This window comes from Martelella sp. AD-3 (assembly GCF_001578105.1).
GTDB lineage: Bacteria > Pseudomonadota > Alphaproteobacteria > Rhizobiales > Rhizobiaceae > Martelella.
The window spans coordinates 420,721-434,884 of the sequence record NZ_CP014275.1; the positions used below are offsets into that span (position 1 = coordinate 420,721).

11 protein-coding genes are annotated in these 14,164 nt (G+C 63.0%); 1 reads left to right on the forward strand and 10 read right to left on the reverse strand.

Going from position 1 to position 14,164, the window contains the following annotated elements; all coding sequences use genetic code 11:
- The first annotated feature begins 15 nt into the window (after positions 1–15).
- Positions 16–2,376, forward strand: coding sequence for a GH36-type glycosyl hydrolase domain-containing protein (locus AZF01_RS01920; protein WP_024706219.1), 2,361 nt, complete (start codon positions 16–18; stop codon positions 2,374–2,376).
- An 81-nt stretch (positions 2,377–2,457) separates the two neighbouring features.
- On the opposite strand, the gene AZF01_RS01925 is transcribed toward AZF01_RS01920, so the two are convergent.
- The 10 genes from AZF01_RS01925 to AZF01_RS01970 form a co-directional block, all read right to left on the reverse strand.
- The gene (locus tag AZF01_RS01925; RefSeq protein WP_024706218.1) at positions 2,458–3,489 is read right to left on the reverse strand and encodes an ABC transporter ATP-binding protein; all 1,032 of its coding nucleotides are present in this window, start codon (positions 3,487–3,489) and stop codon (positions 2,458–2,460) included.
- 4 nt (positions 3,490–3,493) lie between these two features.
- The gene (locus AZF01_RS01930; protein WP_024706217.1) at positions 3,494–5,113 is read right to left on the reverse strand and encodes an FAD-dependent oxidoreductase; all 1,620 of its coding nucleotides are present in this window, start codon (positions 5,111–5,113) and stop codon (positions 3,494–3,496) included.
- A gap of 4 nt (positions 5,114–5,117) precedes the next feature.
- Positions 5,118–5,960, reverse strand: a complete 843-nt coding sequence (locus AZF01_RS01935) for a carbohydrate ABC transporter permease (RefSeq protein WP_024706216.1) — start codon at positions 5,958–5,960, stop codon at positions 5,118–5,120.
- The gene (locus AZF01_RS01940; protein ID WP_024706215.1) at positions 5,957–6,856 is read right to left on the reverse strand and encodes a carbohydrate ABC transporter permease; all 900 of its coding nucleotides are present in this window, start codon (positions 6,854–6,856) and stop codon (positions 5,957–5,959) included. Before AZF01_RS01940 ends, AZF01_RS01935 begins: the two co-directional genes overlap by 4 nt.
- 97 nt (positions 6,857–6,953) lie before the next feature.
- Positions 6,954–8,204, reverse strand: a complete 1,251-nt coding sequence (locus tag AZF01_RS01945) for a sugar ABC transporter substrate-binding protein (protein ID WP_036235530.1) — start codon at positions 8,202–8,204, stop codon at positions 6,954–6,956.
- A gap of 24 nt (positions 8,205–8,228) precedes the next feature.
- Positions 8,229–9,269, reverse strand: coding sequence for a LacI family DNA-binding transcriptional regulator (locus AZF01_RS01950; protein ID WP_024706213.1), 1,041 nt, complete (start codon positions 9,267–9,269; stop codon positions 8,229–8,231).
- Positions 9,270–9,404: 135 nt separating this feature from the next.
- The gene (locus AZF01_RS01955) at positions 9,405–10,226 is read right to left on the reverse strand and encodes a carbohydrate ABC transporter permease (RefSeq protein ID WP_024706212.1); all 822 of its coding nucleotides are present in this window, start codon (positions 10,224–10,226) and stop codon (positions 9,405–9,407) included.
- Positions 10,223–11,098, reverse strand: a complete 876-nt coding sequence (locus AZF01_RS01960) for a carbohydrate ABC transporter permease (RefSeq protein ID WP_024706211.1) — start codon at positions 11,096–11,098, stop codon at positions 10,223–10,225. The genes AZF01_RS01955 and AZF01_RS01960 overlap by 4 nt, the downstream gene beginning before the upstream one ends.
- A gap of 144 nt (positions 11,099–11,242) precedes the next feature.
- Positions 11,243–12,565: an extracellular solute-binding protein gene (locus AZF01_RS01965; protein WP_024706210.1), complete on the reverse strand. Its 1,323-nt coding sequence runs from the start codon at positions 12,563–12,565 to the stop codon at positions 11,243–11,245.
- Between the two features lie 50 nt (positions 12,566–12,615).
- On the reverse strand, positions 12,616–14,148 hold the full coding sequence (locus AZF01_RS01970; RefSeq protein WP_024706209.1) for a putative N-acetylmannosamine-6-phosphate 2-epimerase: 1,533 nt from the start codon (positions 14,146–14,148) through the stop codon (positions 12,616–12,618).
- Positions 14,149–14,164: the final 16 nt, after the last annotated feature.

Below are 14,164 nucleotides of genomic sequence, written 5' to 3' on the forward strand. Positions count from 1 at the left end.
ACGCACGAGTGCAGGATGACTTCCTTCATCGAGAACGGACAACGCTTCCGCCTGACCGATCCGACGCTGGCGCCCAACGCCGCCAGCTATCTCTGGAACCGCAAAATGATGATCCAGATGAGTGCGCGCGGTTACGCCGTGAGCCAGTATATGGATCCCGAGCCGCGCAAATACGCGCATGTTCCCACCATCGCCGCGCAGACCTTCATGCAGCCGGAACAGGATTATTTTCCGCATCACCCTGGCCGCTTCTTCTATATCCGCGACAATGAGACGGGGAAGCTGTTTTCAGCACCCTACGAGCCGGTGCGGGCGAAACTCGACCGCTTCAGCTTCGAGCCCGGCCTTTCGGACATCAGATGGGTGATCGAGAAGGATGGCGTGCGCGTCGAGTTGCGGCTCGATCTTCCGGTCGAGGACGTCGCGGAAATCTGGTCCGTGCGGATCACCAACCTGACGGACGGAAAGAAAACACTTTCCTTCGTTCCGTTTTTCCCTGTCGGCTATTCTTCATGGATGAACCGGGGCGGACATTTCGACGCTGATCTCAACGCCATCGTCTGCACCAGCGTGACGCCCTATCAAAAGGTCGAACAATACTTCAAGAACAAGCACTTGAAGGATATCACCTTCTTTGCCGCAGACCGAAAGCCCGACCATTTCGAGGTTGCTCAGGTCGCCTTCGAGGGCGAGGGCGGGCTGCACAATCCCTCCGCCCTTCAGGATGGCGGTCATCTCGCCGGCGGGGATGCCAGCTATGAGAATCCGGCCGGTATCATGCAATGGGATCTCGTTCTTAAACCCGGCGCGCGCGAAGACTTTCGCTTCGTCTTCGGCCCGGCCGTCGACAAGGCCGAGATCATGGTCCTGACGGAAAGCTATCTCAGGGGCGCGCTCGCGCCGGTGCGGCAGGAGTATGATCGCTATATCCGTTCCGGCCTCGGCACTCTCGCGCTTCGCTCGCCCGATGATGATCTCAATCACTTCGTCAATTACTGGCTGCCGCGCCAGGTCTTCTATCACGGCGACACCCACAGATTGACCACGGATCCGCAGACCCGCAACTATCTCCAGGACGGGCTCGGGATGATCTTCATCGCGCCGGAGAGAACGCGTGCGGCGCTCCTCAGGACCGCCAGCCAGCAGTTCTTTTCCGGCAAGGTTCCCGACGGCATCCTGCTCAGGCCCGATACGGAGCTGAAATACATCAACCAGATCCCGCACACCGATCACGCCGTCTGGCTGGTTATCGCCGCCAAGGCCTATATCGAGGAAACCGGGGACCGGGCAGTCCTCGCCGAAAACGTCGCCTGGGCCGACAGCGAGGAGGAAGCGACGTTGTATGAGCATGTGACGCGGGCGCTGCGCTTCCTCGCCGGCGAGGTCGACGAGCGCAACCTTCCTTATATCGCACAGGGCGACTGGTGCGACCCGATGAACATGGTTGGCTACAAGGGCAGGGGGGTCTCCGGCTGGCTGGCCGAAGCCGCAAGCTATGCGATGACGACCTGGGCCGATATGTGCCGTGCCGAAAACGACAGCGAGGCTGCCGGCTGGCTGGAACGGGAAGCCGGGAAGCTCAACGACAGCATCAACCATTATCTCTGGGATGGAAAGTGGTATGCCCGCGGCATTACCGATGACGGCGTTGCGTTCGGCGTCCAGACCGACAGCGAGGGCCGGATTTATCTGAACGCCCAGAGCTGGGCCTTTCTCGCCGGGGCGGCGGACGGAGACAAGCGGGCCAGCATGCTTCGGGCGATCGATGAACAGCTCGACACGCCCTATGGCGCAGCCATGTTCGCTCCCGCCTACACGGCAATGCGCGATGATGTCGGTCGGGTAACGCAGAAATGGCCCGGCAACGGCGAGAACGGCGCGGTCTATAATCACGCCGCCGCCTTCTATGCGGCATCGCTCTACCATATCGGCGAGAATGACCGCGCCTATGCCGTGCTGTCCAAAATGCTGACGCGCCCGGAGGCAAAGGACATTGCAACCCGCGGACAGCTGCCGCTCTACCTGCCGAATTATTATCGCGGCGCCTATTACCAGTATCCGCGCACGGCCGGCCGCTCAAGCAACCTGTTCAACACCGGGACCGCCTCCTGGTATTACCGCCTGGTCATCGAACGGCTCTGCGGTCTGCGCGGCGATGGCGACGGCGTCGTCATCGCGCCGCAACCGCCGGCCGAGTGGGAGTCCTACCAGTTCAGCCGGGCCTTCCGGGGCGCAACGTTTGACGTCGAGGTCAAAAAGGATGCGGCCTTGGAGGGCCCTGTCGTGGTCGTGGACGCCGAGACGCTTGGCGGCAACAGGATCGAACGCATCGACGCCGGAAAGCACTATTCAATCCTGGTTCGACTTCCGGGCTGAGACGGCAAGGGGCGGGAACGGAGGTCCGGTTCGGGAGCCTCGCTGCTCCCCCGGCTGATCCTGCACGCCCTCCAGCGCTGCCTATTCTATCCGGTTTCCGTTCTCCCGGAAGGCGTGGATACTGTCCCGGCGGGCCGAAAGGGCAATCCGGGAACCCGCCGCGATCTCGGCGCCGGCCGGCTGTTCCAGTATGACCGGCCCATGGCCCTCGACGTCGGCGTGAACCAGCCGTGCATTGCCCAGATATTCGGTAAGCCTGACACGGGCTGCCAGCGCGCCTTCGCCATCCGGCGCGATCGTCAGGCTGTCCGGGCGAATGCCGCAGTAGCGCGCGGAACGGTCCAGCCGAAAGGCCGCGCGCAAACCCTCGAAGCTGCCGGTCAGTTCGAAGATGTTCATCTTCGGCGCCCCGATGAACTGCGCGGCGAAGAGGTTCTGCGGACGCTCGTAAAGATCATGCGGCGTGCCGACCTGTTCGATCCTGCCATCACGCAACAGCACGATCTTGTCGGCGAGCGTCATCGCCTCGACCTGATCATGGGTCACGTAGATCATCGTGCGTTTCAGTCGCTCGTGCAGTTCAGAGATCTGGGTGCGCATATGGACCCTGAGCTCTGCATCGAGGTTTGACAGCGGCTCGTCGAACAGGAAGGTTTCCGGCTCGCCGACGATGGCGCGGCCGATGGCGACGCGCTGGCGCTGACCGCCGGAGAGTTCGCGCGGATAGCGCTCGGTGAGCTTTTCGAGTTGCAGCATGGTGACGGCGTCGCTCACCAGTTCCTCGATCCTGTCGGCCGCCACCTTGCGAACCTTCAGGCCGAAGGCGATATTCTCCTTCACCGTCAGGTGTGGATAGAGCGCGTAGGACTGGAACACCATGGCGACCCCGCGCCTGGCGGGGGCGATGTCGTTCATGCGCGTGCCGCCGATCTCGAGCGTGCCGCCGGTGATGTCCTCAAGGCCGGCGATCATCCTGAGAAGCGTGGACTTGCCGCAGCCCGACGGCCCGACGAAGACGCAGAATTCGCCGTCCTCGACGGCAAGATCGATGCCCTTGATGATCTCGACCGAACCGTAGGATTTGCGGATGTCTTTCAGTTCAAGCTTCGCCATAGGTCTACTCCACGCGCCCGAAGAGCTCGAGCCTCGGGGTTTCACGAATATGCTGCGGCCATGCGAGCGGCACCTCGAAACGGCTCGTCAGGAGATGCTGGAAATCGGCAAGCCGGTCCGCCGTCTCGCGCACGCCGCGCGGGCTGATGTCGTTCTCGATGCAATAGGCGGCCAGCGCACCGACGCTTTCGCCGATGTTCCATTCGACCGGGTGGAGGCGATAGCAGCCGTTGGTCAGATGCGTGGTGCCAATATTCTTGCAGGCCGGCAGCATGTTCTCGACCCGCGCAGGGATCAGGCTGCCAAGCGGGATCTGGAACGGCCAGTTGGCGATGTCGACGTAGTTGCGCGGCGCCGTCGAGGGGTGCAGGTCGATGCGGTAGGAGCCGACGCCGACGCTGTCGGCAAACTGTTCGGCGCCGGTGAGACCCTCGCGGGCATCGATGCCGACATGGTTTTCCGTGACCGTGAACAGCGCCTTGATGCGCCGGCTCTCGCGGATATAGGGGGCGATGGTCAGGCCGTCGAGCGTACCCATCACGGCGCCCGCCGGCTTCAGGCCGCGATAGCCGTAGCCTCCGTCATGGCGCGGCGCCTCGGTCTGCATCCAGTAGAGCATCGACAGCGACAATTGCCGCGCGCCCTCCAGGTGTTTCTCCGCTTCTTCCGCTGAAACGCCGACCAGCGGACCGCCGCAATAGTCGATCTGCGGCCAGTTGACGAGGCAGATGTCGGAGTCATAGCGGTTGCCGACATGGTGCCTGCGGTAAAAAATCCGGCGGTAGTGCCAGTTGTCGGGCGCGAATTTCGCATCGCTGTCGCCGACGAAGAGCGGGCGGTTGTCGGGCTCAAGCGTCACCGGGTTGGGGCCGATGAAGGAGAGCTGGCGGTCCGGCCAGAAATCGAGCTTGAAGTCGCGCCAGATATCATAGTCGCGCGGCCGCTCGATCGTGTGGTCCTCCTCCGGATGATAGCTCATCGCGAAGCACCAGCTGACCGCCTGCTGGTCAAACGGATTGGCATTCCCCGCAAGCGCTGCGGGCTCGCCGGTCTCGGCCTGGCTTTCCGCGCCGATGACGTGCTCGACCTTGCCGAGCTCGAGAAGATCGCCGAGTTCTGTGGCATCGATGAAATAGCGGCCGGTCAGGACCATCTCGCCATATTCGAAAGAACGCACGGTGACCGCCGTGAAGCGATCACCGTCGGTCTCTGCTGCGACCGGCTTTGCCGACATCAGCACGGTCAGCCGACCGGTCGCAAACCATGGCGCCAGAAGCGCCTCGATCGCGGCGACGCCCGCGCGCGGCTCGGCGCAGAGCGGCGAGACATTGCCGCTGCCCGGATTGAGCTTTTCATCCGCGCGCGCCTCGTCGGTCAGCGGGTAGTTGCGCCTGTAGTAGTCGCGCATTTCCGCGCGCAGTTGCCGGTAGCTTGCCGTCGAGCCGTCGCTTTCGATCCATGGGTTTTCGTCCGGCGGCACGGCCTGGGTGGTGAGCTGGCCGCCAAGCCATTTGAACTCCTCCGTGAGGATGACGCTGCGGCCGAGCTTGAGTGCCGCAAGCGCTGCGGCCACCCCGCCGAGACCGCCGCCGATGATCACGATATCGCTGGTGAGTTCCTTCATTTTGTTATCCTTTCACGCCTGACAGGGCGAAGCTTTCGACGATCTGGCGCTGGGCCAGAATGTAGACAATGAGCATGGGAATGACGGCAAGCGCGGTGGCCGCAAGCTGCAGGTGCCAGAGCGGCAGGCCGTAGGTGTCGGTGAAGTTGGCGAGTGCCAGGGGAAGAGTGAAGAGCTTGATGTCGTTGACGAACACCAGCGGCTCGAGGAACAGGTTCCACGAGAACAGGAATGTGATGATGCCGACAGCCGACAGCGCCGGCTTCGACAGCGGCAGCGCCACCTTGAAATAGACTCCGAAGCGGGTGAGCCCGTCCATCCGGCCGGCCTCTTCCAGCTCCTTCGGCAGCGCCAGGAAATACTGCCGCATCAGGAAGGTCGCCATCACGCCCTGCGAACCGAACAGCGGCAGCAGGATCAGCGGCATGTGGGTGTTCATCAGGCCGAGTTCGCGCATCAGGAAGAAGTTCGGAATGATCGTCACTTCCTCCGGCATCATCAGCGCCGAGATCAGCATCAGCAGCACGAGCGCGCTCCCGGCAAAGCGCAGCCGCGCCAGCGCGTAGCCCGCCATCGAAGACAGGAAAAGCGTCAGTCCGGTGACGATGACGGCGATATAGAGCGAGTTGAAATACTGCCTTGCGAAAGGCTGGTAGGCAAAAACCTCGGAAAAGTTCGACCAGTGCGCGGTTTGCGGGATGAGCGAGGCAGAGGAGAACACGTCCGCCTGTCCCTTGAGCGCGCCGGAGAGCATCCAGATGAAGGGAAAGACAAAGGGGATGGCGAGGGCGGCGAGGCCGACGACCCAGCATATGCGGGTGATTTTCTGTTCCAGCCGGTAATTCATTTCCGCACCGCCTTCAAGAGCATCTGCAGGATGGTGAGCGCCAGGATCAGCACGAAGAGCATGACGGCGAGCGCCGAGGCATAGCCGGTGTTGAAGAACTTGAAGCCCTGTTCGTAGATGTAGAAGGCGAGCACCAGCGTGGCGTTCTGCGGTCCGCCGCCGGTCATCAGATAGATATGGTCGAAAACCTTCAGCGAGCCGACAACGGTGATCACCATGATCACCAGCGTCGTCGGCGCCAGAAGCGGCCAGGTAATGCGGCGGAAGATGTCCCAACCATTGGCGCCTTCGAGCCGCGCCGCCTCTTCGTAGTCGCGCGGGATGGTTTGCAGCGCCGCGATATAGAGGATCATGTTGAGCCCGACGGTCTTCAGGACGCGGGTGACGATGACGGAGGCCATCGCCCAGTTCGGTTCGTGCAGCCAGTTCGGCCCGTCGATGCCGACGACCGAAAGCGCCTGGTTGACCGCGCCCGATTCATGCTGGAGCAGGAAGGTCCAGATGATCGCCCAGGCGACGGCGGAGGTGATGACGGGGGCGAAGAACACGGTGCGGAAGATGACGACGCCGCGCATCGGTTTCGACAGCGCCAGGGCAAGGCCGAGCGCCAGCGCCATATTGAGCGGCACGAGGCCGGCCGCAAACACCAGGGAATTGCCGAGCACGTGCCAGAACGTGTCGTTTGCGGTCAGCGCGTCGACGTAATTGTCCATGCCGACGAAGCGGGACTGCTGGCTGAGCAGGTTCCAGTCCGTGGTGGAATAGTAGAACACGGCGATCAGCGGGCCGACGAAGAAGATCAGAAAACCCGTCAGTATCGGGCTTACAAAGAGCCATCCCGCGATTGCCTCGCGCGTTCTGAGCGTCAGGGATGGCCCCGTTCTGGCAGCGGACATGGTCGCTTCCTTTGCGGGCGGTGTTGAATGCAGTTCTCTTCTCGCCGCCGGGAGTGCCGGCGGCGAGAATTGTCTTTCCGGAAGGTATTGCGCCCTCTCAGAGCAGCGGCTGGATATCCTTGCACAGCTTGGTCATGGTCGCCTGAATATCGGCGTCCTCCGACCACAGCGCATCGAAATCCGGCCGCGCCTCAGCTTCGATCTGCGGAAAGCGCTCATGGCTCGGCAGAACCGATCCGGTCTCGATACCTTCGGCAACGATTTCCATCTGTTCCGGCGTCACGGCCGGGTTGCTCGAAAGAAAGCTCTCGCTTTCCAGCACGGATTTGCGCGCCGGGGGGAAGAAGGCAGCCATGGTCGCGACATTGTCCTTGTTGGTCATGTAGGCCAGGAATTCTGCCGCAAGCTCCTTGTTCTTGCCCTGGGCAAAGGCAACGACGCCGGCCTGGCCGATGGTGGCGGCTTCGCCGGCGGGGCCGGCGGGCAGCGGCGCGATGCCCCAGTCGAAATCGACATCGGCAAGCTTCGAGACGCGGGAAATCTGCGCGACAGTCAGCGCCGCGTTGCCGGAAAAGAAGTCGCCCTGTTCGCCGGGCGGTACGGCGGAGCCGTCTGCATAGACCATATCGTGGAACAGCTTGACCGCTTCGACCGACTGTTCGCTGTCCAGCCGGCAGTTGCCGTCCGTCCAGGCATCGCCGCCATGGGCACGGATGATCGGGATCAGGTTGTGCCAGACGCGCGCGCCGTAGCCCTGGCCGTCGACCGTCTCGTAGCCCCAGACGCCGGCATCGGCATCGCGCAGTGCGGCGGCGTCGCTTTTGAGCTGGTCCCAAGTCCACGAGCCGTCTGCGGCGCGTTCGGTGGGTGTCTCAAGGCCAGCAGCGTCGTAAAGCGACTTGTTGTAGTAGACGATGAAGGGCGACGTGGAGAAGGGCACGCCAAAGACGGCGTCATCCTTGACCCAGAGGCCCATGGCCGGTTCGGAAAGGTCGCCATAGTCGTAACCGTCCGTACCATTCAGCGTATCGCCGACATCGGCCAGCACGCCGGCTTCGACGAAGGCGGGCGCCGAGTTCTCCAGAAGCCAGCCGAGATCGGGCGGGTTGCCGCCGGCAAGCTGCAGCGTCAGCTTCTGCACATAGTCGCCGAAGGGGATGGTGTCGAACTGGACGGTGACGTCCGGATGGGTTTCGGCGAAACCCTCGGCGATGCCGTTCAACATGTCGAGATGGGCCTGGCTGCCGGTCCAGACGGTAAAGCGCAGGTTTTCCGCGCTTGCCGCCGTGCCCATCGCGCCGCACAGCGCCGTTGCAACGATTAACCGCTTAATCAATTGACGTGTCATGATCTCATTCCTCCCGTTGTCAGATCAGATGGCTTTCAGTGTCTCCCCCGGCACGAAGCCGCAGGGCAAGGTGGTGTTGGCTATTTCGGCCTCGGGTTTGCGGATGCGGGCAATCAGCTTTTCCACGGCCTGCTCGCCCATGGCTTCGCGCGGGACCGATATCCGCGTCCAGCGCTCCACGTCTGCGGTCATGGTGAGCGGAGCTGCGAGCGCAACAACCGAAAGGGTTTCGGGTATGCTGCCGCCGCAGGCCGCGACCTGGCGTTCCAGAGCGGTTGCATGGGCGAAGGTTTCCGTCAGCACCACGGAATATCCGTCCGCTAAGCACCTTCTTGTCCATGCCGCGTCGAGCGCATCCGCGTCGAACCGCTCGACGGAAAGATCAAGGCCTTGCCGCCGGCTCTGGATAAATCCCTGTTCGCGGTCCTCGTTCTGTTCGCGCACACGGCTGTTACCCAGGAACTTCATCTTGCGGTGCCCGAGAGCGGCGCAGCGGGAAACAACATCCTCGACCGCTGCCGCATAGTCGGCCGCGACCCAATTGAGTTCTGCGCCATTGGCCACGCGCCGACCGACGGTGACGAAGGGGAAACCGGTCTCGCAAAGCCGCTTCAACTCGCTCTTTTCCGGCTCCTCGCCCAGCAGAATCGCGCCATCGGCAACGCCCATGCGGTTTGTGCCCGCGGGAAAGATGCTGCGCGGCCCCTTGTCGAGCGAGGATGAGGTGAACAGCAGGAGATCCTGCCCAGTTTTCATGGCGCCGCGTTCGATGCCGAGAAGGAAGGGGTAGAAGAAGTTCTCGCGGTCGGAGGGGAAGACGGCTTCATAGGTGAAGACGCCGATGATGTTGCGTTTTCCGCCTGCCAGCGACTGCGCCACGATATCCGGCGCATAGCCCAGTGTTTCCATGGCGGCGCGCACGCGCTTTTCGGCCTCCTCGCCGACACGGATGGTCTTGCCGGGCTTCGGCGAGATCACGGCGGAGACGACGGCGGTGGAGACGCCGGCCATCGCCGCAACATCGCTTTGGGTTACGCGCTTCGCGCGCCTTTGCCCGGTCGTCACCGATCATCCTCCAGAAATGGCATTGATTAAGCGTATAATCTAAATGATCGGCTCCGTCAATGGGCGAGCGTGCGCCGACCCCTGAAATGGCTTCCGCCTGCTTGCAAGCCGTTCTTGTCGACGACCGCGGGGCTTCTAGCCCTTCACCGCGCCCGCCGTCATGGAGCCGAAAATCTGCTTGTACATCATCAGGCCGATGACGGCCGGCGGCAGCGCGCCGATGATCATGACGGCGGAAGCCGTGCCCCAGTTTACGCCGCCGCCCGATGCCGCAAAGAAAAAGGATGCGCCCACCGTCATCGGTACGGCCTTGCTGGTTGTCAGCATCAGGCCGAACAGGAACTCGTTCCAGGCGGTGATGAAGCCGAAGATGAAACTCGTCAGCATTGCCGGTCTGACGACGGGCCAGATCACGCGTCGAAGGGTTGCAAGCGTCGACGCGCCGTCCACCTTGGCGGCTTCGTCGAGTTCTACGGGCACATCGGCAATGGCATTGACGAAAATGACGAGCGCCAGGGGAATGTTGACGATGGTGAGGATGAGGCCGAGGCCGACCCTGGTGTCGAGCAGACCCAGCCATTGATACATCATGTAGAGCGGGATCGCGAAGATGATGAGCGGCACGGCCCTCAGATTGACAACCATCGGGAAGAGCACCCGGCGCCCGGTCTCTGAACGGGCAATCGCGTAGGCGGCGGGGAAGGTGAGAGCCATTGCCAGCAGCGTTCCGATAAGGGCCGCCATCGTGCTGTTGAAGAGATAGAGCCAGATGTTGAACCGGGTCGTGTCCGTCAGCACCGACAGGTAGTTCGAAAGCGTCGGAGCGTTGATCCATAGCCCGGCATTGGAGCTGATTTCGCGCGCGCTCTTGAAGGAGGTGATGAGCGTCACGATCACCGGAAAATTCATCGCGATCGCGGCAACGGCAAACACGATCCAACGCAATGTCCTCATCATCGTGTCTTCTCCTTCCTGCGGCTGCCGAGCGCCGTCAGGGCATAGAGCACGACGAGCGAGGCGATGAAGAGAACGACCGAGGCGGCAACCGCCTTGCCGATGGCGCCCTGTTTGAAGAAGGCCTGATAGATATAGATCGAGAGCGACGTCGTGGAGCCGCCTGCACCCGCGCCGGTGAGGGCATAGATATTGTCGAACACGCGGAAGCCGTCGATGAAGCGGATGAAAAACGCGATGATCAGCGTCGGCTTGATCAGCGGGAGCTCAATCTTCGTCAGCAGCGTCCATCCGCGTGCGCCATCGAGCGCGGCGGCCTCCCGCACATCGCTTGGGATGGCGGAATAGGCCGTGTGGAACAGCAGGAAGGCGAAGGGCGTCCACTGAAGCGTCTCGATGACGACCAGCGTCCTGAAGGCGTTGTCGGCGTCGAGAAAGGCCGGGCTGTCGCCGAACCACATCCAGAGATAGTAGGGAACGGGGCCTGCGAACTCGTGCAGGACCAGACGATACATCAGGCCGACCATGGCGGGAGCCACCATCAGGGGCAGCATCAGCGGCGCCATCAGATAGGGCCTCTTGCCGAGAAGCGGGTTGAGGAAGATCGCCAGAAACAGGCCGATCAGGCATTCGGCGAGCGCGGTGATGATGCCGAAGCGCAGCGAAAACCAGGATGCCTGCCAGAAATAGCGGTCGCTCAACACGTCGAGATAGTTGCCGTATCCGCTCAATTCCGGCGCGCGCAGGGTTTCGAAGGTGACCGTCGATATCGAATAGACCAGATTGACGATCGCCGGGAAGCCCAGAAAGAGCAGCAGGAATATGACGAGCGGGGACAGGAAAAGCCGCCCTTCGCCGCGATTTACAAGTTGCATGTGGTTCGCCGCCGTGGTTCGTCCGGTCATGCCGGAATACAGAAGGCTTTTGGCCCGGAGAAAGCTCCCGGGCGGCGCCGTTCGGGCCGGTCCGGGAGCAATCCGGCGCAGCCGCGATCGCGGCTGGCACCTCGCCGTTCTGCCTTACGGGTTCAGCAGGTCCCGCATTTCGGCCTCGGTATTGGCCAGCGCCTCGTCGAGGCTTTGCTGGCCCGACCAGTAGCCGGTGAACTCGCGGGCCTGTACTTCGTAGATCGACAGCGCGTTGGCGGATGTCCCGCCATCCATCACATAACCATACCGGCTGGCGAAGTTGCCGAGGTCCACCAGGTCCGGCCGGTCATCCGCGATCTTCGCGACCACATCAGGCATGAGGGCCGGAGAGCCGCCATTTTCGGCGTAAAGCAGGGCGGCGTCCTCGGTTGCAAGCCATTGCAGGAACCTGAGCGCCCCTTCCTTGTTCTTTGCGTTCTTGTTGAGGCCAAGTCCGAGACCGTGGATATGGTCCGCCCGCCCGTTCGGGCCGGCAGGCGGCGCGACCACGCCGGTCACCTCGGCGACGGCAGGCGTCTTTTCCGGATCGGTCAGTTCGCCCGCGGCCGCATTCCACTGAAGAGCCGTCGCAACCTGGCCTGCAGCAAAGGCGGCATTGGTTTCCGCATATTCGTAGGAGAGCGAATCCTTCGGCGTAGCGCCCGCGTCGTAGAGCGTTTTGTAGAGCGCGAGACCCTTGCGGTAGCCCTCGGAATCGATCGTGATGTTGCCCTCCGCGTCCCGCCAGTCGGCGCCGTCGGAGCGCGGCAGGGACTGGAAGACCATCATGTTGAACAGGAGGTTCTTCATCTGCAGCACCGTGCCGTAGCGCACGGGACTTGCCCGGTTGATGGATTTGGTAAAGTAGAGCGCCGTTGCCGCCCAGTCATCCCAGGTCCATTCGTCCGCCGGCTTCGGCGCCATCGGCTTGCCGAGATACTCTTCCGCGATTTTCGAATATTCGGCCCTGGCATCCTCGTCGCCGAGCAGCGCGTCGAGAAGGTCGGTGCGGTAATACATGAAGTGGAGGGAGAGGTCCGTCGGAACGCCGTATTGCCGGCCCTCATACTGCATGGTTTCCAGAACGGCCTTGCCGAACACCGTTTCGGCGTCGTCGCCAAGGTCGATGGGCTCCATGTACGGCGCGTAGCGACCGATCGAATAGGTGGCGATCAGGTTGATGTCGAAAGCATCGGAGCCGGCCGCAAGGTCGGCCTGGAGCTTGTCGAAAAAGCCGTCGCGGCTGAAGAAGATCAGTTCGACCTTGTCGTCTTCGCGCGCGGTTTCGTTGTAGACGTCCGTTGCCGCCCGCAGCGCGGCTTCCTCCGAGCCGCCCGGCCAGCCGAGCACGGTTACGGTTGCATTGGCAATACCCGGCAGGGCCGTGCCTGCCAGAAGCCCGGCAAAGGCCACAATTGTCGTTTTCTTGATCATGTCGAGTTCCCTTCTCTTTTTGGCATTTGTTCAGTCAGTCACATATCCGGTTATGGCTTGCCTTCTCTCGCTGCGGAGCGCGCCAGATCGGCAATTCCGATCAGGCCGGCCTGGGCACCGCAGCGCGCCGCCCGGATGTCCGGCCTCAGGCGTGCGGGCAGCGCTGCAAGGTTTTTCGAAACCCGCGGCAGGAAACCGTCGGCCAGTCCGATGCCGCCGCCGATGATGACGATGTCGGGATCGAACATCAGCTTGATATCGGCGCAAAGCGTCGCAACCTTTGCCGCCGAGCCGTCGACGATGCCGGCGGCCCATGCCTCGCCTCTGGCCGCGGCCGCGAACACCGAGGGCGTGTCGGCGTCGTGTCCGAGCCGGGCGGCTTCGCCCGCGATAAACTTGCCGGAAACCCGGTCCTCCAGAGGCCCCGCGCCGCCCGATGCGCCGCGCGTCAGCCCGAAATGTCCGGCAAGCCCGGTCATCAGCCTGCCGTTGCTAACGACGCCGCCGCCGATACCGGTCGAGATCGTCAGGAAAACGACGGAGCTGACGGCTTCCTTGGCAGCGCGATATTCGCCCCACGCGGCCGCCTGGGCGTCGTTGAGGGCGAGGACGGGCGCCTTGAAGAGGCTTGCGGCGCGCTCCGCCAGGGGATAGGCGCCGGGAATATTGAGGGTCGCCGTGTTCAGGGCCTGCCAGCGGCCATCTTCCACAAGGCCCGTCGCCGCGATGCCGACGCAGCCGTAGCGACCGTTCCAGCCGCGGGTTGCCGCCGCGATTGCCGCCAGCCAGCCGTCGGGATTGCCGTCTGCGGCGGTCGGCACCTGAGCCTTCTCGATGATCGCGCCGGCGGAGATCAGAGCCGCCATCGATTTCGTGCCGCCGATATCTACGGCGAGAACCGGGCTGTCACCAGCGGCCCGGTATGCGCCGGCGAGTGCATCGCGGAACCAAGCCGTGGTGTGTTCCGTGCGGGTGATGGCGGAGCCGACCGTGACCGCATAGGCGCCTGCCCGCGCGGCATCGGCTGCCTGCTGCGGTGTCCGGATGCGGCCCTCGGCGATGACATAGGGCGTCAGGGCGGCCATTTCGGTGATGAGGGCGATATCCGGGTCGTCGGGTTCAGGTCCCTCTACATAGCCGGAAAGGGTGGTGCCGACAAAATCGATGCCGCATTCAAGCGCGTTTCGGGCATCGTCAAGCGACGAACAGTCCGCCATGGTCAGCTTGCCGTGGGCGCGGGCGGCGGCGACAAGCGCGGCCAGTTCGACCGGACGCGGCCTGCGGGTTGCATCAAAGGCAATGATATCCGCGCCGGCGGCGGCAAGTTCGTCCACGTCCGAAAGAAACGGGGTGATGCGGACCGGACTGTCTTCCAGGTCGCGCTTGGCGATGCCGATGATCGGCACGCTGACCTTCGGGCGCACCGCGCGAACATAGCGTTCGGATTCGATCCTGAGCGCGGCAGCGCCCGCCGCGACGGCAGCCATGGCGAAGCCTGCGACGAAAACCGGCTCGTCCATCGGACCGCCCGGAACCGGCTGACAGGATACGATCAGGCTGTTTTTCAGAATGTCTGGACGCACCGGAACCCTCGCTGCT